This window comes from Gordonia liuliyuniae (genome assembly GCF_021739025.1).
GTDB lineage: Bacteria > Actinomycetota > Actinomycetes > Mycobacteriales > Mycobacteriaceae > Gordonia > Gordonia liuliyuniae.
Window position 1 is genome coordinate 150,441 of the sequence record NZ_JAKKOT010000007.1, and the last position, 24,987, is coordinate 175,427.

Annotated in this window: 25 protein-coding genes and 1 pseudogene; 17 read left to right on the forward strand and 9 right to left on the reverse strand. The window is 68.0% G+C overall.

What is annotated here, in order from left to right; genetic code table 11:
* Positions 1-2 precede the first annotated feature (2 nt).
* The 8 genes from L5G28_RS16025 to groES all read left to right on the forward strand — a co-directional run bounded on the left by L5G28_RS16025 (position 3) and on the right by groES (position 7,013).
* Positions 3-1,466: an NAD(P)H-hydrate dehydratase gene (locus L5G28_RS16025; RefSeq protein ID WP_237002396.1), complete on the forward strand. Its 1,464-nt coding sequence runs from the start codon at positions 3-5 to the stop codon at positions 1,464-1,466.
* A gap of 5 nt (positions 1,467-1,471) precedes the next feature.
* On the forward strand, positions 1,472-2,683 hold the full coding sequence (gene alr, locus L5G28_RS16030) for an alanine racemase (RefSeq protein WP_236999600.1): 1,212 nt from the start codon (positions 1,472-1,474) through the stop codon (positions 2,681-2,683).
* Positions 2,676-3,860, forward strand: a complete 1,185-nt coding sequence (locus L5G28_RS16035) for an alpha/beta fold hydrolase (RefSeq protein ID WP_237002397.1) — start codon at positions 2,676-2,678, stop codon at positions 3,858-3,860. The genes alr and L5G28_RS16035 overlap by 8 nt, the downstream gene beginning before the upstream one ends.
* A complete protein-coding gene (tsaE, locus tag L5G28_RS16040; RefSeq protein ID WP_237002398.1) occupies positions 3,853-4,344 on the forward strand; it encodes a tRNA (adenosine(37)-N6)-threonylcarbamoyltransferase complex ATPase subunit type 1 TsaE in 492 nt (163 codons plus the stop codon). The genes L5G28_RS16035 and tsaE overlap by 8 nt, the downstream gene beginning before the upstream one ends.
* Positions 4,341-5,048 carry a tRNA (adenosine(37)-N6)-threonylcarbamoyltransferase complex dimerization subunit type 1 TsaB gene (gene tsaB, locus L5G28_RS16045; protein WP_237002399.1) on the forward strand — a complete coding sequence of 236 codons (708 nt, stop codon included), beginning with the start codon at positions 4,341-4,343 and terminating at the stop codon, positions 5,046-5,048. The genes tsaE and tsaB overlap by 4 nt, the downstream gene beginning before the upstream one ends.
* Positions 5,041-5,538 carry a ribosomal protein S18-alanine N-acetyltransferase gene (gene rimI, locus L5G28_RS16050; RefSeq protein WP_237002400.1) on the forward strand — a complete coding sequence of 166 codons (498 nt, stop codon included), beginning with the start codon at positions 5,041-5,043 and terminating at the stop codon, positions 5,536-5,538. The genes tsaB and rimI overlap by 8 nt, the downstream gene beginning before the upstream one ends.
* On the forward strand, positions 5,535-6,563 hold the full coding sequence (tsaD, locus tag L5G28_RS16055) for a tRNA (adenosine(37)-N6)-threonylcarbamoyltransferase complex transferase subunit TsaD (RefSeq protein ID WP_237002401.1): 1,029 nt from the start codon (positions 5,535-5,537) through the stop codon (positions 6,561-6,563). The genes rimI and tsaD overlap by 4 nt, the downstream gene beginning before the upstream one ends.
* Before the next feature lie 153 nt (positions 6,564-6,716).
* Positions 6,717-7,013, forward strand: a complete 297-nt coding sequence (groES, locus tag L5G28_RS16060; protein ID WP_237002402.1) for a co-chaperone GroES — start codon at positions 6,717-6,719, stop codon at positions 7,011-7,013.
* A gap of 117 nt (positions 7,014-7,130) precedes the next feature.
* Here groES and L5G28_RS16065 read toward each other — a convergent pair whose 3' ends face one another.
* A complete protein-coding gene (locus L5G28_RS16065; RefSeq protein ID WP_265743178.1) occupies positions 7,131-7,379 on the reverse strand; it encodes a WhiB family transcriptional regulator in 249 nt (82 codons plus the stop codon).
* 472 nt (positions 7,380-7,851) lie between these two features.
* Here L5G28_RS16065 and L5G28_RS16070 point away from each other — a divergent pair, with 472 nt between their 5' ends.
* The 3 genes from L5G28_RS16070 to L5G28_RS16080 all read left to right on the forward strand — a co-directional run bounded on the left by L5G28_RS16070 (position 7,852) and on the right by L5G28_RS16080 (position 10,221).
* Positions 7,852-8,691: a hypothetical protein gene (locus L5G28_RS16070; RefSeq protein WP_237002403.1), complete on the forward strand. Its 840-nt coding sequence runs from the start codon at positions 7,852-7,854 to the stop codon at positions 8,689-8,691.
* Between the two features lie 121 nt (positions 8,692-8,812).
* Complete coding sequence (locus tag L5G28_RS16075; RefSeq protein ID WP_236999592.1) at positions 8,813-9,388, forward strand: sigma-70 family RNA polymerase sigma factor; 576 nt, start codon at positions 8,813-8,815, stop codon at positions 9,386-9,388.
* A complete protein-coding gene (locus L5G28_RS16080; protein WP_236999591.1) occupies positions 9,385-10,221 on the forward strand; it encodes an anti-sigma-D factor RsdA in 837 nt (278 codons plus the stop codon). Before L5G28_RS16075 ends, L5G28_RS16080 begins: the two co-directional genes overlap by 4 nt.
* A gap of 123 nt (positions 10,222-10,344) precedes the next feature.
* Here the strand turns inward: L5G28_RS16080 and L5G28_RS16085 are convergent, their stop codons facing one another.
* Positions 10,345-10,734 carry a DUF5319 domain-containing protein gene (locus L5G28_RS16085; protein WP_237002404.1) on the reverse strand — a complete coding sequence of 130 codons (390 nt, stop codon included), beginning with the start codon at positions 10,732-10,734 and terminating at the stop codon, positions 10,345-10,347.
* Positions 10,735-10,799: 65 nt separating this feature from the next.
* Here L5G28_RS16085 and guaB point away from each other — a divergent pair, with 65 nt between their 5' ends.
* The 3 genes from guaB to L5G28_RS16100 all read left to right on the forward strand — a co-directional run bounded on the left by guaB (position 10,800) and on the right by L5G28_RS16100 (position 15,407).
* Positions 10,800-12,311 (forward strand): IMP dehydrogenase, encoded by a 1,512-nt coding sequence (gene guaB / locus L5G28_RS16090; RefSeq protein WP_236999590.1) that lies wholly within the window; start codon positions 10,800-10,802, stop codon positions 12,309-12,311.
* A gap of 81 nt (positions 12,312-12,392) precedes the next feature.
* Positions 12,393-13,559, forward strand: coding sequence for a GuaB3 family IMP dehydrogenase-related protein (locus tag L5G28_RS16095; RefSeq protein WP_236999589.1), 1,167 nt, complete (start codon positions 12,393-12,395; stop codon positions 13,557-13,559).
* 63 nt (positions 13,560-13,622) lie between these two features.
* Entirely contained in the window at positions 13,623-15,407 is a 1,785-nt protein-coding gene (locus tag L5G28_RS16100; protein WP_237002405.1) for a GMC family oxidoreductase N-terminal domain-containing protein, read from the forward strand.
* A gap of 81 nt (positions 15,408-15,488) precedes the next feature.
* On the opposite strand, the gene L5G28_RS16105 is transcribed toward L5G28_RS16100, so the two are convergent.
* From L5G28_RS16105 to L5G28_RS16130, 6 genes are all read right to left on the reverse strand, one after another.
* The gene (locus tag L5G28_RS16105; protein WP_237002406.1) at positions 15,489-16,997 is read right to left on the reverse strand and encodes an MFS transporter; all 1,509 of its coding nucleotides are present in this window, start codon (positions 16,995-16,997) and stop codon (positions 15,489-15,491) included.
* A gap of 173 nt (positions 16,998-17,170) precedes the next feature.
* Positions 17,171-17,749, reverse strand: coding sequence for a serine O-acetyltransferase EpsC (gene epsC / locus L5G28_RS16110; protein WP_237002407.1), 579 nt, complete (start codon positions 17,747-17,749; stop codon positions 17,171-17,173).
* Positions 17,749-18,687 (reverse strand): cysteine synthase A, encoded by a 939-nt coding sequence (gene cysK / locus L5G28_RS16115; protein ID WP_236999585.1) that lies wholly within the window; start codon positions 18,685-18,687, stop codon positions 17,749-17,751. The genes epsC and cysK overlap by 1 nt, the downstream gene beginning before the upstream one ends.
* 298 nt (positions 18,688-18,985) lie before the next feature.
* Positions 18,986-19,582 carry an energy-coupling factor transporter transmembrane component T family protein gene (locus L5G28_RS16120; protein ID WP_237002408.1) on the reverse strand — a complete coding sequence of 199 codons (597 nt, stop codon included), beginning with the start codon at positions 19,580-19,582 and terminating at the stop codon, positions 18,986-18,988.
* Positions 19,579-20,265: an energy-coupling factor ABC transporter ATP-binding protein gene (locus tag L5G28_RS16125; protein ID WP_237002409.1), complete on the reverse strand. Its 687-nt coding sequence runs from the start codon at positions 20,263-20,265 to the stop codon at positions 19,579-19,581. Before L5G28_RS16125 ends, L5G28_RS16120 begins: the two co-directional genes overlap by 4 nt.
* On the reverse strand, positions 20,258-20,857 hold the full coding sequence (locus L5G28_RS16130) for a biotin transporter BioY (protein WP_237002410.1): 600 nt from the start codon (positions 20,855-20,857) through the stop codon (positions 20,258-20,260). Before L5G28_RS16130 ends, L5G28_RS16125 begins: the two co-directional genes overlap by 8 nt.
* Positions 20,858-21,032: 175 nt before the next feature.
* On the opposite strand from L5G28_RS16130, the gene L5G28_RS16135 reads away from it, so the two are divergent.
* Positions 21,033-22,445, forward strand: a complete 1,413-nt coding sequence (locus L5G28_RS16135; RefSeq protein ID WP_237002411.1) for a serine/threonine-protein kinase — start codon at positions 21,033-21,035, stop codon at positions 22,443-22,445.
* A gap of 136 nt (positions 22,446-22,581) precedes the next feature.
* Here the strand turns inward: L5G28_RS16135 and L5G28_RS16140 are convergent, their stop codons facing one another.
* Positions 22,582-22,764 (reverse strand): hypothetical protein, encoded by a 183-nt coding sequence (locus L5G28_RS16140; protein ID WP_237002412.1) that lies wholly within the window; start codon positions 22,762-22,764, stop codon positions 22,582-22,584.
* Here L5G28_RS16140 and L5G28_RS16145 point away from each other — a divergent pair.
* The gene (locus tag L5G28_RS16145; RefSeq protein WP_372477251.1) at positions 22,676-24,604 is read left to right on the forward strand and encodes an HIRAN domain-containing protein; all 1,929 of its coding nucleotides are present in this window, start codon (positions 22,676-22,678) and stop codon (positions 24,602-24,604) included. The genes L5G28_RS16140 and L5G28_RS16145 overlap by 89 nt on opposite strands.
* A gap of 52 nt (positions 24,605-24,656) precedes the next feature.
* Positions 24,657-24,812 (forward strand): annotated as a pseudogene (locus L5G28_RS16150) (peptide-methionine (S)-S-oxide reductase); the annotation flags it as partial.
* Between the last annotated feature and the right edge of the window lie 175 nt (positions 24,813-24,987).

Below are 24,987 nucleotides of genomic sequence, written 5' to 3' on the forward strand. Positions count from 1 at the left end.
TCGTGATCGGATTCCATGCTGCGCAGTCGATTCGGGACGCCGAGCGTTCCACCGGACCGCTGCTGACCGACGGGGTGCTGATGGCGCGGGCCGCACACGGTGTGGCGGCGACTGTCCTCGACGAACTGCGTCGCCGCTACGACGGCGCGTACGGCCGGACCGTCGTGCTCGTCGTCGGTGCGGGCGACAACGGCGGCGACGCGCTGTACGCGGCCCGACATCTCCGCGGCCGCGGCGTCCGAGTACGAGCCGTCCTGACCGCGCCCGACCGTGTGCACGAGGCCGGGCTCGCCGACTTCCGCGCGGTCGGCGGCCACGTCACCGACGCCGATCCTTTCGACGGCGCCGACCTGGTCGTCGACGCGATCGTCGGACTCGGCGGCCACGGGCCGTTGCGTGAACCGGGCGCGACGCTGATGGCCGACGTCGCGCAGGCCGGCATCCCGGTCGTCGCCGTCGACCTGCCGTCCGGGGTCGACCCCGACACCGGGATCGTGCACACCCCGTCGGTGCGGGCCGACGCGACCGTCACGTTCTCGCTGCGCCGGCTCGCCCACCTGCTCGCGGCGCCCTCGTGCGGGTCGATCGCCGTGCGCGACATCGGGATCGAGGCCCCCGAACGTCCTGAGATCGCGTCGCCGTCGGACGGCGACGTGGCCCGCGCCTGGCCGTTGCCCGGCCCGTCCGACGACAAGTACACGCAGGGCGTCGTCGGCGTGATCGCCGGATCGGCCCGCTACCCCGGGGCGGCGGTCCTCGCGACGACCGCCGCGATCGCCGCCACATCGGGAATGACCCGCTATGTCGGATCCGCTGCGGCGCAGGTCGTCGCACATCGCCCGGAGGCGGTGGCGGTGGCCGACCTCGACGACGCGGGCCGCGTCCAGGCGTGGGTGATCGGTCCCGGATTCGGCACCGACAGTGATTCGGCCGACGCGCTGCGCCGGGTCCTCGCCGATCCCGTTCCCGTCCTCGTCGACGCCGACGCGCTGACCATGCTCGCCGACGACGCCGACCTGCGCGCCGCGATCGCCTCCCGACAGAGCCCGGTCCTGCTGACCCCGCACGCCGGTGAGTTCACCCGACTCGCCGTCGCCGCGGGCAGCACCGCCGCCGACCTCCTCGCCCAGGACCGGCTCGCCGCGGTCCGGTGTCTGGCCGCTGACCTGGGCGTCACCGTCCTCCTCAAGGGTCGCGTCACGCTCGTCGCCGACTCAGACGGCACCGTGTGGGGGACCGACGCGGGTTCGTCGTGGGCGGCCACCGCGGGTTCCGGCGACGTCCTCTCCGGTATCGCGGGCGCGCTCCTGGCGGCGGGAATACCGCCGCGCGAAGCCGCGACGATGGCCGCCCGACTGCACGCCCACGCGGCGGCGCGCGCGAGCGGGGGAGCACCGATCGGAGCGTCCGACCTCGTCGCAGCGGTCGCGCCGGCGTTACGCGAACTGATGCGTTTGCGACAATAGAAGTGATGACCACTGCAAATCTGATCGCCACCATCGACCTTGACGCCATCGCGCACAACGTCGGTGTACTCCGCGAACGCTCCGGCGCCGGAGTCATCGCGGTGGTCAAGGCGGACGGCTACGGTCACGGCGCGCTGCCGGTGGCACGCGCCGCCCTCGCCGCAGGCGCGCAAGCGCTCGGCACCGCGAGCATCCGCGAAGCCCGCGAACTGCGGGCGGGCGGCATCGACGCGCACATCACCGCGTGGCTGCACCGACCCGACTCCGACTTCGCCGGGGCCGTCGCCGACGGCATCGACATCGCCGTCTCGTCGCCGCGACAGCTCGCGGCCGTCGTGGACGCGGCGCGTGCCACGGGTACCCGCGCCGTCGTCTCGGTCAAGGTCGACACCGGGCTCGGTCGGAGCGGCGTCGCCCGCGAAGAGTGGGAGCAGGCCGCGTCCGACCTCGCCCGCGCCGTCGCCGACGGCGCCGTCGAACTCCACGGCGTCATGTGCCACCTCGCGTTCGGCGACGAGCCCGACCATCCGCACAACGACCTGCAGGCCCAACGCCTCGACGCGGCCGTCACCGACCTCACCAGGCTCGGCGCGCCGCCAGCGGTGGTCCACATGTCCAACTCGCCCGCCGCGCTCACCCGCCCCGACCTGTCGCGAGACCTGGTGCGCCCGGGCATCGCGATGTACGGATACTCGCCGATCCCGGCGATGGGCGACTTCGGGTTGATCCCGGCGATGACCCTCGAATCACAGGTGACGACGGTCAAGCGGGCCGACGCCGGCCAGGGCGTCTCCTACAACCACACCTGGCATGCGGCCGCCGACACCGTGATCGGCGTGGTCCCCGCCGGATACGCCGACGGCGTTCCACGAAGCCTGTCCGGACGACTGCAGGTCCACATCGGCGATCGGCTGTACCCGAACGTCGGCCGGATCTGCATGGACCAGTTGGTCGTCGACCTCGGGCCCGACGGCGGAGGCGTCCGCGAAGGCGACCGCGCCGTGCTGTTCGGTCCCGCGTCCGCAGCGGACGGCGCACGGGTGCCCACCGCGACGGACTGGGCCGACGAACTCGGAACCATCGATTATGAAATCGTCTCGCGCATCGGGTCTCGACCCGAACGCCGCTACACGGGGGGACCGGCTCACGTGCAGCCGGATCGTGTCGCGGCGGTACCAGCGCAGACGGAGCACACCCAGGGGGACTCCAATGGATGAACGACGAAGAGAGCGGCCCCGACCGGCATGGCGGTCGGGTCTCGGGCAGGTCGGCGCGCTCGGCCGAGAGGTGGCCGGCGGGGTGGTGCGGCGGCGCAGCGTCCACAAGACGCCCGGGGTCGATCCGCATCGTGACATCGACTTCACCGCGATGTACCGGGACGAGGCGTCGACCGTGACCGCCGACGACGGGGTCGCGCTCGCGGTCCGCTCGGTGACCACCGGGCCGGACACCGACGAGAGCGGGCAGTCGTGGGGCCGCACGTCGACGCCGGAACTGACCGTGGTCTTCGTCCACGGGTTCACGCTGCGGATGGCGTCCTGGCACTTCCAGCGGTATGGGCTGGCGCAACGCTGGGCCGACCGCCGCATCAAGATGGTGTTCTACGACCAGCGCGGGCACGGCGCGAGCGATCGCGTGCCCCGATCCAGTTCGACGATGGCGCAGCTCGGTGACGACCTGGCCGCCGTCATCCGGACCATGGCGCCGACCGGGCCGGTGGTCCTCGTCGGACATTCGATGGGTGGGATGTCGATCATGTCGCTCGCCCGCCGCCATTCGCGGCTGTTCGGCCACCGCGGACGCATCGCGGGTGTCGCACTCGTGTCGACGGCGGTCCGCGGGATCACCGAGATCGGGCTCGGTGAAGGTCTGAACAATCCGATCGTCGACGCCTTTCGACTCTCGGTCCGCTACGTTCCGCGCGCCGTCCAGGCCGGACGTGGCATCACCCGACGCGCAGTCGAACCCGTGCTCATCGCGGCGAGTTTCGGGCCCGACTACTACAGTCCGGCCGCGGGGCGCGCCGTCGAGAAGATGATCCAGAACACGCATATCGGGACCATGGTGAACTTCCTCAAAGCGTTGGAGAGCCACGACGAGTCGACGGCGCTGCCGGTGCTCGCGCAGGTTCCGTCCGTCGTCATGGCAGGCGACTTCGATCGGCTGACTCCGCTGCCCAACTCGCTGCGCATGTACGCCGGGCTCGGGACGGACTCGCGACTGATCGTCGCCGAAGGCTGCGGGCACATGCTGCCGGTAGAGGCTCCCGACCTCGTCAACGACGGCATCGACGATCTGGTGTCGAGGTCACGGCTCGCGTTGGGCAGGCCCCAGACGCCGGCGAACTCCGGCGCACGAACCAGTCAGCCGATCCGGAAGGCCCGCAATGACTGAGCACCCCGGCGGCAGCCGTCATACCGAGCGCAGCGGCAGGCGCGACCTGCCGGATACCGCCGACACCGAGGCGCTCGGCCGCGAACTCGCCGCCGACCTGCGGGCAGGTGACCTGGTGATCCTCGACGGGCCGCTGGGCGCCGGGAAGACGGCGCTCACCCGCGGCATCGGCGCCGGGCTCGGCGTCACCGGGCGGGTGTCGTCGCCGACGTTCATCATCGCCCGCCAGCACGCGCCGGGCGGCGACGGACGTCCCGGCCTGATCCACGTCGACGCGTACCGGCTCGCCGACGCGAACGGTGCCGCGACCCTCGACGATCTCGACGCGCTCGACCTCGACACCGACCTCGCCGACAGCGTCGTGGTCGTCGAATGGGGCGAGGGCGTCGCCGAACGACTGACCGACCGACATCTGCTGGTGCGGCTGCGCCGCGACGACGAATCCGAGACGCGGCACGCCGTGTGGGAGTGGGTGAGCACATGAGCGGCGAGCGGACCGTTCTCACGATCGACACCGCTACCGAGACGGTCGTCACCGGAGTGGTACGGCTGACGGCGTCAGGCGAGGCGAGCACGCTCGCCGAACGCACCGTCCACGATCACCGGCGGCACGCCGAGATCCTGACGACCCTCATCCGCGAGGTACTCGACGAGGCGGGCCTGGCCGGAGCCGATCTGGACGCCGTCGTCGTCGGTGCGGGCCCCGGCCCGTTCACCGGGCTGCGGGTGGGGCTCGCGACCGCTGCGGCCTACGGCGACGCGCTCGGCATCCCGGTGCACGGGGTGTGCTCGCTCGACGCGATCGCCGTGGTGGCCGCCGATCGGACCGCGCTCGTCGTCACCGACGCCCGACGTCGCGAGGTGTACTGGGCCCGCTACCGCGACGGGCAGCGGACGGCTGGACCCGACGTCGCCCCGCCTGCGACGGTCGCCGATGCCCTCGCCGACCAGCCGGTCGACGCCGTCGTCGGCCCGCCGGCGTTCACCGAGCCGATCGCCGCGGGTCGCGCCGAGGAGATCGGCGCGACGCATCCGACGCCTGCCGCGCTCGCGTCCGTGGCGTTCGACGCGATCTCCGCGGGGGTGGTCCCGCCGCCGCTCGAACCGCTGTACCTGCGGCGGCCCGACGCTGTCGAGCTCAAGGACCAGCGACGCAAGTCGCTCCTGCCGGTGACCGACGGTGCCTGACACGCCGGCGACTCCGGTGAGCGCGCTGACCCCCGCCGACCTGCCGCGCTGCGCGGAACTCGAGGCGCAGCTGTTCGCGGGCGACTCGCCGTGGCCGCTCGCCGGTTTCGTCGCCGAATTGCGCGCCGCCCACAACCGCTACTTCGCCGCCCGAGCCGACGACGGGACACTCGTCGGCTACGCGGGCGTGAGTGTGCTCGGGCCCGTCGACGACCGCGAATGCGAGGTCCACACGATCGCCGTCGACCCCACCCACCAGGGGCGCGGGCACGGGCGGGCCCTGCTCGATGCGCTGCTCGCCGTCGCCGACCGCGAGAATGCCGCCGTGTACCTGGAGGTCCGCACCGACAACGCGCCCGCGATCGCCCTGTACGAGCGCACTGGCTTCACCGTCGCCGGGACCCGGCGCAACTACTATCAGCCCTCCGGTGCAGACGCCTACACGATGGTGCGTCCGGCGGGCGAGTCCGCGAAGGAGGACCACCCGTGATCGTGATGGGCATCGAGAGCTCGTGCGACGAGACCGGCGTCGGCGTCGTCGACTGGGACGGCGAGAGTGCCACGCTGCTGGCCGACGGGGTGGCCTCCAGCGTCGACGAGCACGCCCGGTACGGCGGCGTGGTGCCAGAGGTCGCGTCGCGCGCGCACCTGCAGGCGATGGTCCCGACCATGACGCGCGCCCGGGAGGCGGCGGGCATCGATCGGCCGGACGCGATCGCCGTCACCATCGGGCCCGGCCTGGCGGGCGCGCTCCTGGTCGGGGTGGCCGCAGCCAAGGCGTACGCGCTCGCGTGGGACGTCCCGCTGTACGCGGTGAACCATCTCGGCGGCCACGTCGCCGTCGACACCCTCGAACACGGCCCGATGCCGCCGTCGGTGGCCCTGCTCGTCTCGGGCGGGCACACGCATCTGCTCGGCATCGAGCAGTTGTCGCAGCCGATCATCGAGATGGGGACCACTGTCGACGACGCCGCGGGCGAAGCGTTCGACAAGGTGGCCCGGCTCCTCGACCTCGGCTATCCCGGCGGACCCGCCCTCGACGCGGCCGCCCGCGACGGCGACCCGTCGGCCATCGCGTTCCCGCGCGGCATGACCGGCCCGCGCGACGCACCGTTCGACTTCTCGTTCTCCGGCGTCAAGACTGCGGTCGCACGGTTCGTCGAGGGCGAGGTGCGGGCCGGGCGCGAGGTGTCGGTGCCAGACGTCGCGGCGTCGTTCCAGGAGGCGGTCGCGGACGTGTTGACCGCCAAGGCGATCCGCGCGTGTCAGGCGCGCGAGGTGACCACGCTGGTGCTCGGCGGGGGAGCGACGGCCAATTCGCGCATCCGGTCGCTGGCGCAGGAACGGACCGCACGGGAAGGTATTGATCTGCGCATTCCCCGGCCGCGCCTGTGCACCGACAACGGTGTGATGGTCGCGACGCTCGGCGCGCACGTGATCGGTGGCGGCGCGCCCGCGTCGCCGCTGACCGTCGCGACCGACCCCGGTATGTCGGTACAGATCAGCAAACTGTGATCGAAAGTACCGTCCGGTGTTGAGAGCTGGCACTCGCATGGGTAGAGTGCTAGTTGGCTCTGGCGCTCCCGCCGCGGCACCCGCGACGACGTGGTGGTGCGCCTTCAAGGGCCGCGAACGTTATTCAATACACGAACGAAAAGGAATGACATCGTGGCGAGCGTGAACATCAAGCCGCTGGAAGACAAGATTCTTGTCCAGACCGTGGAAGCAGAGACCACCACTGCTTCAGGACTGGTCATCCCCGATTCCGCCAAGGAGAAGCCCTCTGAGGGCAAGGTCGTGGCAGTCGGACCGGGTCGCGTCAACGAGCAGGGCAACCGCGTCCCCGTCGACGTCGCCGAGGGCGACGTCGTGATCTACAGCAAGTACGGCGGCACCGAGATCAAGTACGCCGGCGAGGACTACCTGATTCTTTCGGCCCGCGACATTCTCGCAGTGGTCGGCTGATACCAGCCTCACGACGACCGACGCCCCGCCGATCCTTCGGCGGGGCGTCGCTCTGTCTGGGTCAAGTTCTGTCTGGGTCGAGTTCTGTCTGGGGCAGGCGGGGGCTGGCAGGCGAGCCTAGGAGGCGCGGCCGAGTCGGCCCTGTGGCGCCCGTCGGCGGATCAGGTTGCGCTCGGACTCGGTGAGTCCGCCCCAGATGCCGTAAGGCTCGTCGACCGACAGTGCGTGCGATCGGCACTGGGCGAGGACCGGACACGCGGCGCAGACCTGCTTGGCCTGACGCTCACGCTGGGCGCGAGCCTGACCGCGTTCGCCCTCCGGATGGAAGAAGACTGCGGAATCCAATCCTCGACAAGTGCCGTGCATCTGCCAATCCCAGAAATCGGCGTTGGGTCCGGGGAGTCGGTCGAGCGTGGTGATCAACGTAGTGCTCCTGCTTCTCGTGTAGACGCCTCTGTCGTCTCTGCTCACGGTAGGACGTCGATGAAAAGTGAGTCAAAACGCGATTCGCAGGGTTTTCCTTTTGTTTCCAGTGGGTTTCGGTGAACGATCGGTGTCGCAGATTCGTTCGGTTCTCGGTGCTGCCAATGCTGGTTCGGATCGTGTGGTCACGCCGTAGAAGAGAGTAGTGACCTGGTCGTTTGGTTCGGGCCTGCGGGGCCTGCGTCGGGTGCTCATGTCGGCGAGAGTTGACGAGAGTGAGCAGGTGACCGCGCGCCGAAGGTGAATGGCAAGCAAATGGACGGTGACTGCCGGTGGCTCGGATACTTTGGAATCTCACTTACAGTTACGTGAAGTTAATCAATTCGATCTAGATGTTCAAACATGAAAGGCGGAAATGGACTCGACGAGTTCCCCGTGGTGGTCGAATGCGTCGTGGTGGCCGCAATCGTCGTCGACCCCGGACGGTGTCGATACGTGGGCCGCGGCGGTCGATCTCGGCGCTCGCGGACACGGCGCGGCCGCTCGGGCGGCACTCGACGCCCTCGCGCGGGAGACGACCGACCCGCGGACGGCGTCGCTCGCCCACTCCACGCGTGCCTCCCTCATCCGGCAGGCGGGCGGGCACGGCACGGCCCTCATCGACGACGGTCTGGCGTGCCGTCTGGTGGCAGGCGCGGCGCGCGACGAGGGCGATGAGTGGGCGTTCGCCGCGTGGATCGACGGGCTGGTCGGCCTCGCGGCCGACGGACTCGGCGTCGGCGACTTCGGCGCATCCCGCGCACTGTTGGCGCGGGCGGGCAGCCTCCTGGCCGATCGGGAGGGCCGCGCGGGGGAGGTTCGCGCGGGGGAGTGGATCACGGACGGGCGAGTCCGTCTGCGGCACGCTTGGGTGCAGACAGAGTTCGCACTCTTCTCCGGTGACACGCCCGGGGCCGTCGAGCCGCGAGAGCGGGCGCTTCGGCTCGCCGCCGACGCGCCGTCGCCCCGGCACGTCGTCAAGACCGACCTCATCGCGGCAGCCGTCGCCGCAGCGAACGGAGAGCTGCGGACCGCGGCGTCCATTGCCTCCGACTGCGAGAACGCGTGCACCACCTGGGGGTTGCTGCCGTTGCAGTGGGCGGCCGTGACGATGCTCTCCGGAATCGGCCCCGACCCGGCGGCCGCCGCGCGGCGAGCTGCGGATTCGGCTGATCGACTGGCCGCGCGCGGCATGCCGGTCACTCCGGCGGCATGAGCGGTAGTCGGGGATCGATACAGTGGTCGGGTGCATCTCAGGGATCGTCCGCCAGCCGACACCGGTGTGACCCGAGACGTCCATTTTTATCAACCCGTAACACTTCGAGACTCGATTGACGATGAAACTGACAGGTGATGCGTTGGGCCAGGCGGTCCGTGCGGCCGCTGATGGCGACCGCGAAGCGCTCAGCTCAGTGCTCGAAAGTGTGCGGGAACCAGTCCTGCGTTACTGCCGAGCACGGATGGGTGCCGGTGAACGGCACCTGTTCTCCGCTGACGATGTGGCTCAGGAGGTGTTGATGGCTGTGATGACGGCGTTGCCCCGGTACCAAGACCAGGGGCGACCATTCATGGCTTTCGTGTACGGCATCGCCTCCCACAAAGTGGCGGATGCGATGCGTTCGGCATCGCGGATCAAAGCTGACCCGGTCGACGAGATCCCCGAGACCGTGGACTTCGCGAACGGACCCGAGCAGTCCGCTCTGGACGCCGATGCCGGTCGCCAGATGCGTCAGCTCCTGGAACATCTGCCGGAGAAGCAGCGCGAGATCCTGGTGCTGCGCCTGGTCGTCGGCCTGTCGGCCGAAGAGACCGCGGACATGGTCGATTCGAGCCCGGGCGCGGTCCGCGTCGCGCAGCATCGCGCACTCACGAAACTCAAGAAGATTGTCACCGGGGCAGGTGGGCGTCGATGAACCGCAAACGCGATCAGCACGACTGGCATGACGGTGATCCCGTCGATCTCGGCGCGGTCGGCCATGATGAGGCGTTCATCAGTGATCTGGCGGTGGGACGTCCCACGCCGGTGTCTGATGACTCGGAGTACCAGCTCGCCGCAATGATCACCGCGTGGCGCACCGATGCGCTCAGCGCGCCGATCCCCGCGGAGCCGACGCTCGGGCAGATCGACGCGGCCATCGCCGTCCAGACCGGACGCGGTTCGATGTCGCGCCGTCTTCGCATCGTGTCGGGCGCCGCCGCGATCCTCGCCGTGTTCGGTGCGGGTCTGATGGTGATGTCCGAGGGTGCCGAACCCGGTGACCCGCTGTGGAGCGTCAAGCAGGTCGTGTTCTCCGAGCAGGCCAAGCAGACGCAGGCTCGGGTGAACGTCGAAGACAACCTCGATGCCGCGAAGGCCGCCTACGAATCGGGCGACGAGCAGATGGGACGCACCTACATCGCGCGCGCCGAACTGGAACTCGGTCCGATCGGTGACGCCGACAAGATCGCCGAGTTCCGTAACCGGATCGCCGATCTGCGCCACGAAGAGGATCCGACGTCCGACGACGACGATCGCGCCACGGTCCTCGAGTCGCAGACGAGCGAGCCCACGGAGCCGACCGACACAGACGAGACGACGTCTCCGTCGCCGAGCGACGATCCGACCGATTCGTCGACCGAGCCGACTAGCCCGTCGAGTCCGTCCACCTCGCCGTCGCAGCCGACGACGCGGCCGTCAGACACGACGTCTCCGCAGCCGTCGCCCCGTCCGACGAGTCCGGCCTCCACCAGCGTCGAAATCAAGTAAGCCCCTGGCTGCCGGCAGGGCCGGGGCAGGGGCATCACTTGAGCGACAGAACGCTCACGGCGCAGAACGCTCACGGCGCAGAACACTCACGGCGCAGAACACTCAGGGCGCAGTCGGGGTGCGCTACAACCGCGGTTCGTTGTATCGGAACACCGCATCGGCGTAGCCGCGGCAGTAGTCCCACGTGACGTAGTCCTCGGGATGCGGGTCGACGGCGGGCTCGTGCGGTCGGACGCTGCCGTCGCGCAAGAGTTGATTCAGGTTGGCGCGCAGCATGTCCCAGTCGTGGAAGTGGTCCTCGCGGCAGTCTTCGCAGATGACGACGAGGCCGAGGACTCCGCGGGGTGCGAGTAGACGCTCATAGACGTCGAGGTCGGCGAGATCCTCTTGGACGGCTTCGCGTTCCCCGTCGTCCAGCGGAATGCCCGGGTCGAGGTCCTCGAGCGCCGCTGCGGGGTCGCTCGGATCGTCGGCGAACGGATCCGGTGGAAGTCCGGGGAATTGGTCATGCACGTTTCCACCGTAGCCGATGAAAGACCCCGAATGCTGCATCATCTGATACTCGGTACGATGGTCAGATGACGCGCGTGAGCACTGGTGGAGACAACCCGAGCAAAGTTGCGATGTTGGGCCTGACTTTCGACGACGTGCTGCTGTTGCCTGCGGCGTCGGACATCGTCCCGAACGCCGTGAGTACCGAGTCGAAGCTGACGCGTGAGATCACCCTTCGCGTCCCCCTCGTCTCATCCGCGATGGACACTGTCACCGAGGCCCGCATGGCGATCGCGATGGCTCGGGCAGGCGGTATGGGCGTGCTGCACCGCAACCTGTCGATCGAGGCGCAGGCCTCGGCCGTCGAGACCGTCAAGCGGTCGGAGGCGGGCATGGTGACCAACCCGGTCACCGCGTTGCCGACGGACACGCTCGCCGACGTGGACGCGACGTGCGCGCGCTACCGGATCTCCGGGCTGCCCGTCGTCGACGCGTCGGGGGATCTCGTCGGCATCATCACGAACCGCGACATGCGGTTCGAGGTGGACCAGAGCCGTCCGGTCTCCGAGGTGATGACGAAGGCTCCGCTGATCACCGCGCAGGAGGGCGTCTCCGCGGAGGCCGCGCTCGGCCTGCTGCGTCGCCACAAGATCGAGAAGCTGCCGATCGTGGACGGCGCAGGGCGCCTCACCGGTCTGATCACGGTCAAAGACTTCGTGAAGACCGAGCAGCACCCGTACGCCACGAAGGACCGCGACGGCCGCCTCCTGGTCGGCGCCGCTGTCGGTGCCGGCGACGAAGCGCGCTCGCGGGCGATGGCGCTGGCCGACGCGGGCGTCGACGTCCTGGTCGTCGACAGTGCGCACGGCCATTCGCGCGGCGTCCTCGAGATGATCGCGAAGTTGAAGGCCGAGTTCGGCGGCCGTGTGCAGCTGGTCGGCGGCAACGTCGCCACCCGTGAGGGCGCGCAGGCGTTGATCGACGCGGGGGTGGATGCGGTCAAGGTCGGCGTCGGCCCCGGCTCGATCTGCACGACGCGGGTGGTCGCCGGTGTCGGCGCGCCGCAGATCACCGCAATCCTCGAAGCAACCGCGGCCGCGAAGCCCGCCGGTGTGCCGGTGATCGCCGACGGCGGCCTCCAGTACTCGGGTGATGTCGCGAAGGCGCTCGCCGCCGGAGCGTCGACCGCGATGCTCGGCTCGCTGCTGGCCGGTACCGCAGAGTCGCCGGGAGAGTTGATCCTGGTGAACGGCAAGCAGTTCAAGAGCTACCGCGGCATGGGGTCGCTCGGCGCGATGCAGGGGCGCGGCCAGGGCAAGTCGTACTCGAAGGACCGCTACTTCCAGGACGACGTGCTCGCCGAGGACAAGCTCGTTCCCGAAGGCATCGAAGGACGTGTCCCGTTCCGCGGTCCGCTCGGCCAGGTGATCCACCAGCTCGACGGCGGTCTGCGCGCCGCGATGGGGTACACCGGGGCGACGACGATCGAGGAACTGCAGAACGCCCAGTTCGTGCAGATCACGGCGGCCGGGCTCAAGGAGTCGCACCCGCACGACATCACTCTGACGGCCGAGGCGCCGAACTACTACACGCGTTAGCCGTGCTGCCGGTGGTCCGACTCCGTTCGCTGTTCGGCACTCGTCGACGGCGTGATCCATTCCCTAAGAAAGGGCGCAAAGTTGCGTGACCTCGTCGAGTTCGGCATGGGCCGGACGGCTCGTCGTACCTATGAGTTGGAAGACATCTCGATCGTCCCGTCCCGTCGGACGCGGTCGTCGAAGAACGTGTCGACCGCGTGGCAGATCGATGCGTACCGGTTCGAGTCGCCGATCCTGAACCATCCGACGGATGCGCTCGGCTCGCCGGAGTCGGTCATCGAGATGGGGCGTCTCGGTGCGCTCGGCGTCCTCAACGGGGAAGGGCTGTGGGCTCGCCACGCGAACCCCGACGAGAAGATCGCCGAGCTCGTCGACATCGCCGAGAACGATCCGGATCCCGCGGCGGCCGTCCGACACCTGCAGAAGCTGCATGCAGCACCGGTGAACCCGGATCTGTTGGCGCAGGTCGTCCGGCAGGTTCGTGACGCGGGCGTGACGACGGCGGTGCGGGTCAGCCCGCAGAACGCTCCGGACCTGGCGCCCGGCATCATCGCCGCCGGCGCCGAACTGCTCGTCGTGCACGGCACGATCATCTCGGCCGAGCACGTCATTCTGGTCGACCGCGGGTCGGACGACGGTCTCGTCGCCGAGCCGTTGAACTTGAAGACCTTCATCTCCGATCTCGACATCCCGGTGATCGCCGGCGCCGTCCACGACCACCGCACCGCGCTGCACTTGATGCGGACCGGCGCGGCAGGCGTCATCGTCGGCTACGGTTCGGCCGAAGGCGCGACGACCACCGGCGAGGTGTTGGGCATCGGAGTCCCGATGGCCACCGCGATCGCCGACGCCGCTGCCGCTCGCCGCGACTACCTCGACGAGACGGGCGGGCGCTACGTCCACGTCATCGCCGACGGCGACATCCACATGTCCGGTGATCTCGCGAAGGCCATCGCCTGCGGCGCCGACGCCGCCGTCCTCGGCACGCCGTTGGCGTCTGCCGCGTCGGCCCCCGGCCGCGGCTGGTACTGGCCGTCGGCTGCCGCGCACCCGAGCACTCCGCGCGGTGCGCTGCTCCAGGTGGCCGAGGAGTCCGAGCGTGCGTCCCTCGACGTCGTCCTCAACGGACCGTCCGACGACCCGGACGGCCTCCTGAACTTCGTCGGCGGTCTCCGTCGCTCGATGGCGAAGGCGGGCTACTCCGATCTCAAGGAGTTCCAGAAGGTCGGCCTCTCCGTCCGCGGCTGACGACCGCAACTTAGCCCACACTTACTTTCGGCACTGTGACAATCGTCATTAGTATGTTCCCTTATGGAGCAGACTGATTTCGACGTCCTCATCATCGGGTCCGGGTTCGGCGGCAGCGTCAGCGCGTTGCGCTTGGTGGAGAAGGGGTACCGCGTCGGCGTGATCGAGGCGGGCCGACGATTCGAGGACGATCAGTTCGCGAAGACCAGCTGGCGCCTCAACAAGTGGCTGTGGGCGCCGAAGCTCGGCCTCTACGGTGTGCAGCGCATGCACATGCTCAAGGACGTCCTGATCATGGCGGGCTCGGGTGTCGGCGGCGGGTCGCTCAACTATGCGAACACCCTGTACAAGCCGGAGAAGCCGTTCTTCACCGACCCGCAGTGGAATCACATCACCGACTGGGACGCCGAACTGACGCCGCACTACGAGCAGGCCCGTCGCATGCTCGGCGTTGTCACCAATCCGACGTTCACCAACTCCGACGCGGTCATCAAAGCGGTCGCCGAAGACATGGGTGCCGGCGACACGTTCCGGTCGACCCCGGTCGGCGTGTTCTTCGGTGAGAAGACCGGCGGGCAGGGGCGCGCCGGGCAGACCGTGCCCGACCCGTACTTCGGTGGTGCCGGCCCCGACCGCACCGCGTGCACCGAGTGCGGCGCATGTATGACGGGCTGCCGCGTCGGCGCCAAGAACACGCTGATGAAGAACTACCTCGGTCTCGCCGAGCGCAACGGTGCGACGATCATCGACCGCACCACCGTCGACGGGCTCGTCCGCAACGCCGACGGTTCGTGGTCGGTGAGCACCCACGGGTCGTCGTCGTGGGGTCCGTTCGGAGCACGCCGCAAGACGTTCCGGTCCGGTCAGGTGATCGTGGCCGCGGGCACCTTCAACACACAGAAGCTGATGCATGCGGCCAAGGGGTCGACGCTCCCCGAACTGTCCGACTCGGTGGGTGTGCTCACGCGTACCAACTCGGAGTCGATCATGGGCGCGATGGCCGCGAAGTACGACCCCGCGCGCGACTTCTCCGAGGGCGTCGCGATCACGTCGTCGTTCTTCCCGGAGGAGAACACGCACGTGGAGCCGGTTCGGTACGGCAAGGGGTCGAACGCGATCGCCTACCTGCAGACGGTGATGACCGAGGGCGGCAGCGTCGCCAACCGGTTCGGGCAGTTCCTTCGGGACGTCATCAAGAACCCGCTGGTGCTGGTGCGTCTGCTGTATGTGCGCAAGTGGAGCCAGCGGACCGTGATCGCACTCGTCATGCAGAACAGCAACAACTCGTTGACGACATTCGTGCGCAAGCGCGGCCCGTTCAAGTACGTGACGAGTAAGCAGGGGCACGGGGAGCCGAACCCGACGTGGATCCCGAAGGGCAACGAGGCGACGGCGCGTATCGCGTCGAAGCTGCCGAGGGGGCTCGCGGGCGGCACGTGGGGCGACGTCTTCAACATGCCGATGACCGCGCACTACCTCGGCGGCTGCGTGATCTCCGACGATCCGGCGACCGGCGTCATCGACCCGTACCACCGCGTGTGGAACTACCCGACACTCCATGTCACCGACGGCGCGGCGATCACCGCCAACCTGGGCGTCAACCCGTCGCTGTCGATCTGTGCGCAGGCCGAACGCGCGATGTCCCTGTGGCCGAACAAGGGCGAGGACGATGTCCGCCCGGCGCAGGGAGCCGACTACCGCCGGCTCGACCCGGTCGCGCCGAGCGCGCCGGTCGTCCCGGAGGGTGCTCCCGGTGCGCTTCGCCTGTCGATCACTCCGGTCACCCCAACCATTCCGGTCACCCCAACCATTCCGGTCACCCCGACTATTCCGGTCACGAAGGCCTGAACCTACACCGCTCCGGCGACACGATCGCCTATGGACGGATGCTCGGCCTGTGTGGTGTAGGTCTTGTGCGGTGCGCGCAGTTCAGCTGATCGCGACGAAGTCTTTCCGCCGGATCAGCGCCATGGCGGCGATGCCGCCGACCACGGCGACGGCGCCGCTGATGAGGAACAGGTCGTTCAGAGAGTCGGCGAACGACGAGCCGACGGCGTCGCCGATCTCGCCGCGGTACGCCGCAGGCAGGTGGTCGATCACGGTGGACTGCTGTCCTGCGTTGACGGCTCCGGCCACGGCGGCGGGGTCGACGACGTCGGCGGCCGGGCCTTCGAGTCGGGAGCGGAGTCCGTCGACGATCGCCGAGCTGAACAGGGTCCCGTAGACGGCGATGCCGACGGCGATCCCGACCTGGCGGAACGTGTTGTTGATGCCGGACGCCATTCCGGACTTGTCGACGGTGACGACGCCGACGGCGGTGGAGGCGAGCGGCGGGTTCACCAGACCCGCGCCGATACCTGCGACGAGGAAGCCAGGGATCAGATGCGTCCACGAGCTGTCGGCGTCGAGTCCGGCCATGAGCATCAGTCCGGCGCCGACGAGGATCAGTCCAGGGCCGATCATCCAGCGGGTGGGGATCTTCTCGGTGAGCCGCCCGGCGATGGTCGCGACGACCATGGTCGCACCGGAGAACACGAGCAGCCGGAGGCCCGCTTGCAGAGCGGTCAGTCCTAGCTGGTTCTGCAGGTAGAGGACCAGGTACATCATCATCGCGAACGCTGACCCGTTCATGCAGAACGCCGCGATCGACCCACCGACGAAGGTGGGGACGCGGAACAGGCTGAGGTCGAACATCGGTTCCCGGATCCGCCATTCGATGATCCCGAACGCGATGAGCAGGACGGCTGCGATGCCGAAGCACCAGAGGACTTTGGTGTCGGTCCACGAGTGTTCGCCCGCTTCGGTGAAGCCGAAGACGAGGGCGAAGAGGCCGACGGTGAAGGTGATCATTCCCGCCCAGTCGATGCGGCGGGCGTGCGGCGCCTTCGATTCGCGCATGAAGAAGAAGGTCATGGCGAGCGCGAGGACACCGAACGGCAGGTTCACGTAGAAGATGCCGCGCCAGCTGATGCCGGTGGTGAGCGCGCCGCCGAGAATCGGGCCGAGGGCGGTCGCGATACCGGTGACGGCGCCCCAGACGCCGAATGCGATGCCCCGGTCACGTCCGCTGAAATTGGCGGCCAGGATTGCGAGGCTGGTGGCGAACAGCATCGCGCCGCCGACGCCTTGGGCCGCACGGGATCCGACGAGCATCTCGGCGCTGGTCGCGGCGCCGCACAGTGCCGAGCCTCCGGTGAAGATCGTCAGGCCGATCGCGAAAACGAGTCGTCGCCCGAACCGGTCGGCGAGGGAACCCGCGGTCAACAGCAGCGAGGCGAGGGTGAGCGCATAGGCGTCGGTGATCCACTGGAGTTGGGTGAAGCTCGCACCCAGGTCGCGTTCGATGTCGGGCAGTGCGACCGTCACGATCGTGACGTCCAGCAGGAGCATGAAGGTGCTGATGCAGACGACCACCAGCGTCAACCATTTGCGGTCCACTCGGGTTCCCTTCGATTGCGGTGTCTTTAGCAGTCAACCAGGTTGGTGCCCATCGATATTGGTCGATCGAGCGGAGAGTGGTGCGAAGGGCGCGTGCACAACTCTCACAATATGGACCTCGAACCGCCCAATCTGGGGTTCGGCGTCCATATACGTGAGAGTTGTGCCAGGCCTCAGATGTACAACGCCGGATCGGCGTACGGATCGGTCGTCGAAGCGCCGGGTTTGGACGTGGCGGCGAGACCGACGGCGACGTGCCCGGCGGCGACGTCGCGCACCACGACCGCGTTGGCGCCGACTTTGGCGTCGTCGCCGAGGACGATCGGGCCGAGTACTTTGGCGCCTGCGCCGATGAGGACGCGGTCGCCGACGGTGGGGTGGCGTTTGCCCTTGTTCATGCTGACGCCGCCGAGGGTTGAGCCGTGGAACATGACGACGTCTTCGCCGATCACGGTGGTCTCGCCGATGACGACGCCCATCCCGTGGTCGATGAACATCCGCCGCCCGATGCTGGCGCCCGGGTGGATCTCAATGCCGGTGAGGAACCGCGAGAACTGCGAGAGCAGCCGTGCGGGCAGGCGGAGCAGGCCGCCTGTGTTCCACATCCGGTGTGACACTCGGTGGATCCAGAGTGCGTGGACACCGGGGTAGGCGAGCGCGATCTCGATGATCGACCGCGCCGCGGGATCCCGCTCCTGAGCGACCAGCAGATCTTCGCGCAGGTCGCTCAGGAGTCGGGACAGCGAGGACATCAGTCGACCAGGCCTTCGAAGAGGGCGGTGGACAGGTACCGCTCGCCGAAGTCGGGGAGGATCACGACGATGGTCTTGCCGGCGAACTCGGGCCGCTTGGCCACCTGGACGGCCGCCGACAGCGCAGCACCGGACGAGATGCCGACGAGCAGTCCTTCTTCGGTCGCCGCGCGGCGGGCCCACTTGAGCGACTCGTCGATGTTGATGTCGATGACCTCGTCGTAGACGTCGCGGTCGAGCACGTCGGGGACGAAGTTGGCGCCGAGGCCCTGGATCTTGTGGGGGCCGGGTGCGCCGCCGTTGAGGATCGCCGACTCTTCGGGTTCGACGGCGAAGATCTTCACCTCGGGCTTGCGGGACTTGATCACCTGGCCGATGCCGGTGATGGTTCCGCCGGTGCCGATGCCGGAGACTACGGCGTCGACGCCGCCGTCGGTGTCGTTCCAGATCTCTTCGGCGGTGGTCTTGCGGTGGATCTCGGCGTTGGCCGGGTTCGCGAACTGGCGGGCGAGGACGGCGCCGGGACGTTCGGCGGCGACCTTCTCTGCGGCGTTGACGGCGCCTGCCATGCCCTCGGACGGCGGGGTCAGGATGAGTTCGGCGCCGAAGGCGCGGAGGAGGGCGCGTCGTTCCTTCGACATCGACTCGGGCATCGTCAGGACGACGTTGTAGCCGCGGGCGGCGCCGACCATGGCCAGGGCGATGCCGGTGTTGCCGCTGGTGGCTTCGACGACGGTGCCGCCTGCGGGGAGTTCACCGGAGGCTTCGGCTGCGTCGATGATGGCGACGCCGATGCGGTCCTTCACCGAGTTGGTGGGGTTGTAGTACTCGAGCTTGGCGAGGACGGTGGCTTCTGCACCGTCGGTGATGCGGTTGAGGCGGACCAGCGGGGTCCGTCCGATGAGCGCGGTTGCGTCGTCGAAAACATTGGCAGACATGGCAACTCCTATGTTGCTGAGGATCTGATGGAAAGGTCGCGAGAAGAGGTCTCGCGAGAGTTGAGGGGGCTCGTGAGCGCCGGGCGTGACACGTCGACGCATCGACGAGGCACTGCTGGAGGCCGGGCGCTCTACCGACAGTGGTCGGTGAGCAGGTGAACCGTGTGTGCGAAGAGAGCGAGGGACAGGCGACGGCTGTGGTCCACCGTGTCCTCCTCGTGATCGTCGGTCCGTCGGCTGATCAGACAGCCGCTGTTCAGTCTAATCCCGTCCGCCGGTCCCGTGCAGCCGCGACCCCTCAGTCGAGTCCGCGCGCCGCCAAGGTCTCGGCGAATCCGTCGGCGGTGTCCAAGGTCGCGAGGATCGCGGGCGCGAACAGCACGCGTGGTCCCGGCCGCAGGCCCCGGGCACGTCGGGCCTCGTCGACCCGGGTGAACACTTCGGCGATGAGCGGAATGCTGCGGATGGTGAGGGCGAACGTCATCGCGATGAGGTCGGTGCGGACGCCGATGCGTGCCAGCGGCGACATCGCCCACGTGAGCGCGGCCAACATGTCGGCGGTCCGGGTGGTCAGGGTGACGACGGCGGCCAGGCAGACGGAGGCGAGCAGAATGGCACAGACGACGACCGCGTTGCGCCAGTCGGACAGGATCCACTGCAGGACGAAGAGTGCGATGAGTATCCAGACGACGCCGCGTATCTGTGCCCACACCAGCCGGATCGGCACCCAGGCGAGTGCGAACGACACGATCGCCGCCCCGACCGCGATCCCGGCCGCCATCGGTGTGCGCACGACGAAGGTCATCGTGATGATCGACGCCGCGAGCAGGAGGAACTTGAGTCCGGCGGGCAGACGGTGAAGCACGGAGCGTCCGGGGACGTAGACGCCGATCACGCCATCGCCCGCCGATAGAACGCCAATGCCGGACCGGGTTCGTCGTCGGCGACGACCTGGCCGTCGTCGATGACGAGGACGCGGTCGTAGTCGGTGAGGAAGTCCAGGTCGTGCGACAGGACGATCAACTGTTCGTCCAGCCCGGCGAATGTCTCGCGCAGCATCAGCGAGTTCCGCAGATCGAGCATCGTGGTCGGTTCGTCGGCGACGAGGACCGACGGTCCGAGCACCATCACCGACGCTAAAGCCAGTAGCTGCTTCTGCCCGCCGGACAGTTGGTGTGCGGGTTGGTCGGCGTGCCCGTCGAGCCCGAACTCCGACAGCACCGAGAGTGCTCGCGTCTTCCGTTCGGTCCTGTCTTTGATGGTCCGCGACAGGGACAGCTCGATGTCTTCGGCGACGGTCGGCATGATGATCTGCCGGTCGGGGTCGCTGAAGATGAAACCGACGTCGCGTCGGACGGCGCGCTTGTTCTTGCGGACGTCGAGTCCGTTGACGGTGACGGCGCCGCGGTCGGGGATGATCAGGCCGTTGATCATGCGGGCCAACGTCGACTTGCCCGAGCCGTTGGCGCCGACGATGCCGATCCGCCGCTGCGTCAGTTCGAGGGAGATGCCGGACAGAACGCGACGGTCGCCGAAGCTGTGTTCGACGCCGTCGAACACGATCGACGTGTCAGGCATGTCTGCGGACGCGCAGCGGGGTGATGAGCCCTGGTCGGCCGCGGTGGACGGGTGCGGCGATGAGGGCGGCGAGGACGGCTTTGATCAGGTCGCCGACGACGAACGAACTGTTGGTGGCGAGTGCTGCGCCGACGGTCATGTCGGCCTTGATCATGAGGCCGATGGTGCCGCACGCGTAGAGCACGGCCATGCCGCCGATGAGGTTGATGACGATGCCGAGAACGATGTTGTACTTGGGCATCATCATGGCAGTGAGCACGCCGATCACGATGACTGCGGGGAGGAAGCCGACGAAGAATCCGGCGGTCGGCGCACTCAACGAGACGAGTCCGGTGCGCCCGCCCGACAGGATCGGCAGGCCTGCGATCGCCAGCACCATGAAGATGACGACGGCGAGCGTGCCCTTCTTCGGACCGAGGACTGCGCCTGCCAGCATGACGCCCAAGCTTTGCAGCGTGATGGGCACGCCCGCGGACAGGTTGATCTGGCCGGGCAGGCCGAGCACGGCGATGAGCGCCGCGAACACGGCGGCCTGCGTCAGGTCGGCGAGCGAGAGCGCCCACGGTCGGGCGGTGGTGGAGGCGTTGATCACCTGGACATCGTATTTCGTCGGGGCGATGACCTACGCATCGCCCCCTGTACGTCGTACAGGGATGTGGCGCGTTCATTGCTCACGCAACAGCGAGCGGCCGTCGGTTCGTCATATGTTCGTATGGGCGCGAGAGTAATCGCCTCCACCGTCACCTGGTGTTGGACAGACTGTTTCGGTGAGCGTGACGGAGATTGCCGGGTACCGCGTCCTTCGCCTGCTTGGCGCCGGCGGAATGGGGCAGGTGTTCCTGGCGGAGCATCCTCGTCTCCCGCGCCACGACGCCGTGAAGCTTCTCGACGCCGGGGTGTCGCGCAGCGACGATTTCAAGGAGCGCTTCCGGCGCGAGGCCGATGTGCTCGCGCAGCTCAGTCATCCGAACATCGTCACCTTGTACGACCGTGGTGAGGTCGACGGCCGGCTGTGGATCTCGATGGAGTACGTCGCCGGCACGGACGCGGCGGAGATGGTGGCCAAACGTGGTCCGCTCGACCGAGAATTGGTTCTGGCGCTCGTCGGCGGCGCGGGTGCCGCACTTGATCACGCATGGCGCAAACGCCGCGTGACGCACCGCGACGTGAAACCGGCCAATATCTTGGTCGGACTGGACGAGAGTGACGGCGACGCTCGGATCGAGTCCGTGAAGTTGGCCGACTTCGGAATCGCGAAAGCTGCGGGTGAGGCGACCTCGCTCACTGCGACCGGATTGACTGTCGGCACGATGCAGTACACGTCACCGGAAGCGATCGAAGGTCGGGAACTGGACAACCGGGCCGACGTCTACTCGCTCGGCTGCACGGCGTTCCATCTGCTTACGGGGCGGCCGCCGTACTCGGGGAGTTCGATCACTGCGCTGCTCTCGGCGCACCTGCACCAGGCACCGCCGCGGGTGAACGACGTCGTGCCGCAGTTCGCGCCGTCGGTCGACGCGGTGTTCGCGAAGGTCTTGGCCAAGGATCCGGCATTGCGGTACGCCTCGTGCGGTGAGTTCGTCGACGACCTGGCGAGGGCCCTCGACGGTGGGGCGGGGCCTGCGTTCGATCGGACGTTGACCGCAGCGTCGATGCCGCCTGGCGATGTCGCCCGCGGTGAGAAGTACCGGACCGCCGTGTACGCCGTCGCGACGCTCGCGGTGGTGCTGGCTGTGGGTGTGGCCGCGGCACTCGGCGTGTACATCGCGCGGGACGATGGTTCGCCGGCGACAGACGCCGCGCCAGCGACGTCGTCGCCGCAGCCTACGCGCGTCACGCGAACCGTCACGGCGCCGGCGACGTCGACCACGGCTGCTGCGGTACCGGAAGACACGTGGACGCCGGAGGAGACAGTGCCGGTGACGACGACGGAAGACGCGGTGCCGTACGAGGGCAAGCCATGTGGGCCCGATGAGTTCGGCGCGACGTCAGCGGACGGAACGTTGAGGTGCAGCGCGCTGGAAGGCGGGTGGGTGGACACGACGCATGAGGGGCACGCGACGGTGCAGTTCGGCGCGCCGTGCTCCGAACCGGGCGCGCGTGCGAGGGTCACGGCCACCGAGCGGATCGTCACCTGTCGTGTCGCTGAGCCGGGAGGCAGTTACTCGTGGCAGGACTGACGCGAGTGATTCCGTTCATCTCGGGTGAGACGGCAGCTGTCGTCACCCGTCACCGCTAACGTCGTCACTCATAGGGGCCGAGATTCGTCGACGGCCGATGTGCGCCGACGGCCGGTCGTTCCTGGCTAATCGATCGTCAAAGAAGGGAGAGTCGCATGCCGACCAGCTTCAACGGGTACGGTGCTCGTTTCGATGTTGACGCCGCGTCGATCACGAAGGTGAACGAGTCGATGACTGGAGCAGTCTTCGACCGCGGGACCAGCGTTCCGCTCACCGCGGTCGTCGGTTGTCGGTTCAAGCCCGCGAATGTGTTCGTCAAGGGCTATCTTCAGGTAGTGGTCGCCGCCGTTGCGGCGGCGAAGCCTGTCGCCGGTGATCCGAACACGGTCGTCTTCACTCGCAACACACAATCGGATTTCGAGCGGCTCCGAGATTGGCTCGAGACGGTCGCGGGAACGAATCAGACGCTGACGGAGGTGCCGAGCGCAACGCAGATCTTGACACAGCGCAACGGTGGACGTCGCGGACGCGTGTCGACCTTCGATCTGTCGGTTGTAGACCTGGAAGTCGTAGGGGAGAGCAATTACCGAGCGGCGTTCGCTCAGTTGTTCCTTATGGCGGGGAAGCCACTCGGTGGAGTGATCTGGCGCGATGCCGAACTAGTTGCCGAACAGGCCAATCCGCACGACCGCAATGCGGTCGCGGTAGTGATCGACGGACACAAGGTTGGGCACGTTCCCGCCGAACTCGCACCAACGATCCAACCGACGGTGCTGCGCGCGGCGAAGCGACATGAGTCGACGCATGTCGCGGCACGCATTTGGGCGATCTACGAGGACGCGACGTGGTCGGCCCGGGTCACGCTGTCTCCTAGTGGTGATCCCGAGCCAGAATGGCGGTACGTCGACGAGGCGCACTGGCCCGGACGAATGAGTCCGGACGGCACTGAGCGGCTTACCGATGCGGGACTGCGGCGCCAGTTGGAAGCACACTATGCTGCACGCCTTGTTCGAGGGCGTGACTTCGACGACTACCGTCCTGATATCGCGCAGGCTCGCGTCGACCAAGACAATGCGCTGGCATTGTCGGTCCTCGACGACTGCATCGACGCAGCAGAACGCGCTGCCGCGGTCCTGCTCGCCAGGCCGGCCTCGTGGCCGACCGAACAGGCGGCGATCGTCTATCGGTCACTCAAGGACTACGACGCGGAGGTGGCGGTCCTCGAACGGTTTGTCGCGGCATGCCCCGACAACATGGCCACCAAGAGTGTGCAGACCCGGCTTGTCAGAGCTCGCCAGCTTGCAGGCAGAGTTGGCGACGTCGTCGACTCGGCGTCATGTCACGACGCTCCGGCAGAAATCACGCGGTTGCCAGATCAGCTACCTGTCGTCGACGTCAGAATCCCGTTCGCGGCCGAACTCTCGTACGAGAAGGACCACATTGACGCCATTCGAGCGGTTCTCGGCGACGCGAACATACAGCCGGGGACTGCCTTGCATAGCGCGGCAGTTCTGCGAGAACGCCCACACAGACCCCGAAGTCGTGGCATCGTCGACGCTTTCATCGACGGAATGCTCGTTGGATCGGTTAGTGCGATAGAGGCCGACGATATTCGAGAAGTCATTCGCCGCGAACAACATGCGGGGAAGGATTGTCGGATACGGTGCCGCGTGTACCTTTCGCCCGACGCGCGGCCGAACGCTCGGATAACGCTTGGTCGTTACGAGGATGTGGTCGCGAGGGAGGACGAGACCGAATCGGCGGCTCGCGCACGCCAAGAAGACACCGAGTTGGCGGCGCTCCGAACTCAGCGTCTTGCCGCAGGTGGCGAGGAAGCCGCTGACCAGCGTCGACGCCTGGTTCGTGGCAAGGACTACGTCGAGTGGAGTTCGACGATCAAAGAACTCAAACGCGAGAAGCGAGACGACGCGGCCCTGCAGCTCGCGCTTGAGTGCGTCGACGCCGCTGAGCGTGATGCGAAGTTCCACGCGCGCGAGCCGGCTCCCGCGTACACGGAGCAGGCGGCCATGTTGTATCGCAAGTCAGGCAATGTTTCTGCTGAGGTCAGGATCCTGGAACGTTACCAGCAGGCGTGCCCGACCGGCCGCGGGTCGAGCGCGATCGCTGAACGACTCGTCAAAGCGCGTGCCCGGCTGTAGCTGGTAGTCGCGCTAGTGCTTGTGACGACAGTCCTGGTGGATCGCGCGCCGGCTCGGGGTGAGCGGCGACGCCGATCGGATCGCGGTGGAGGTGCTTCCACTCGCCAACTACGTGCGGAGTGCGCAGGAGCATCAGGATCGACTCGCGCGTTTCCCCGACGATTCATGTCATCTTTCCGTGGAGTTGCTGACCAAGTATCGCGGGTGATTCAGGGGGCGTTGTGGGAGCGTCCGTGCGCAATCAGCCTCGAGGAGACGTGTTCGCTGTGGGTGGCGTGCAGGGTGTCACCCTTGGGTACGAACCCGGCCTCGATTGGGGGCTTGATCTGTATCCAGTCCTGAGTTTTGGCGTGCCGGTCTGCGACCTGGCCGGTATGTCCGTC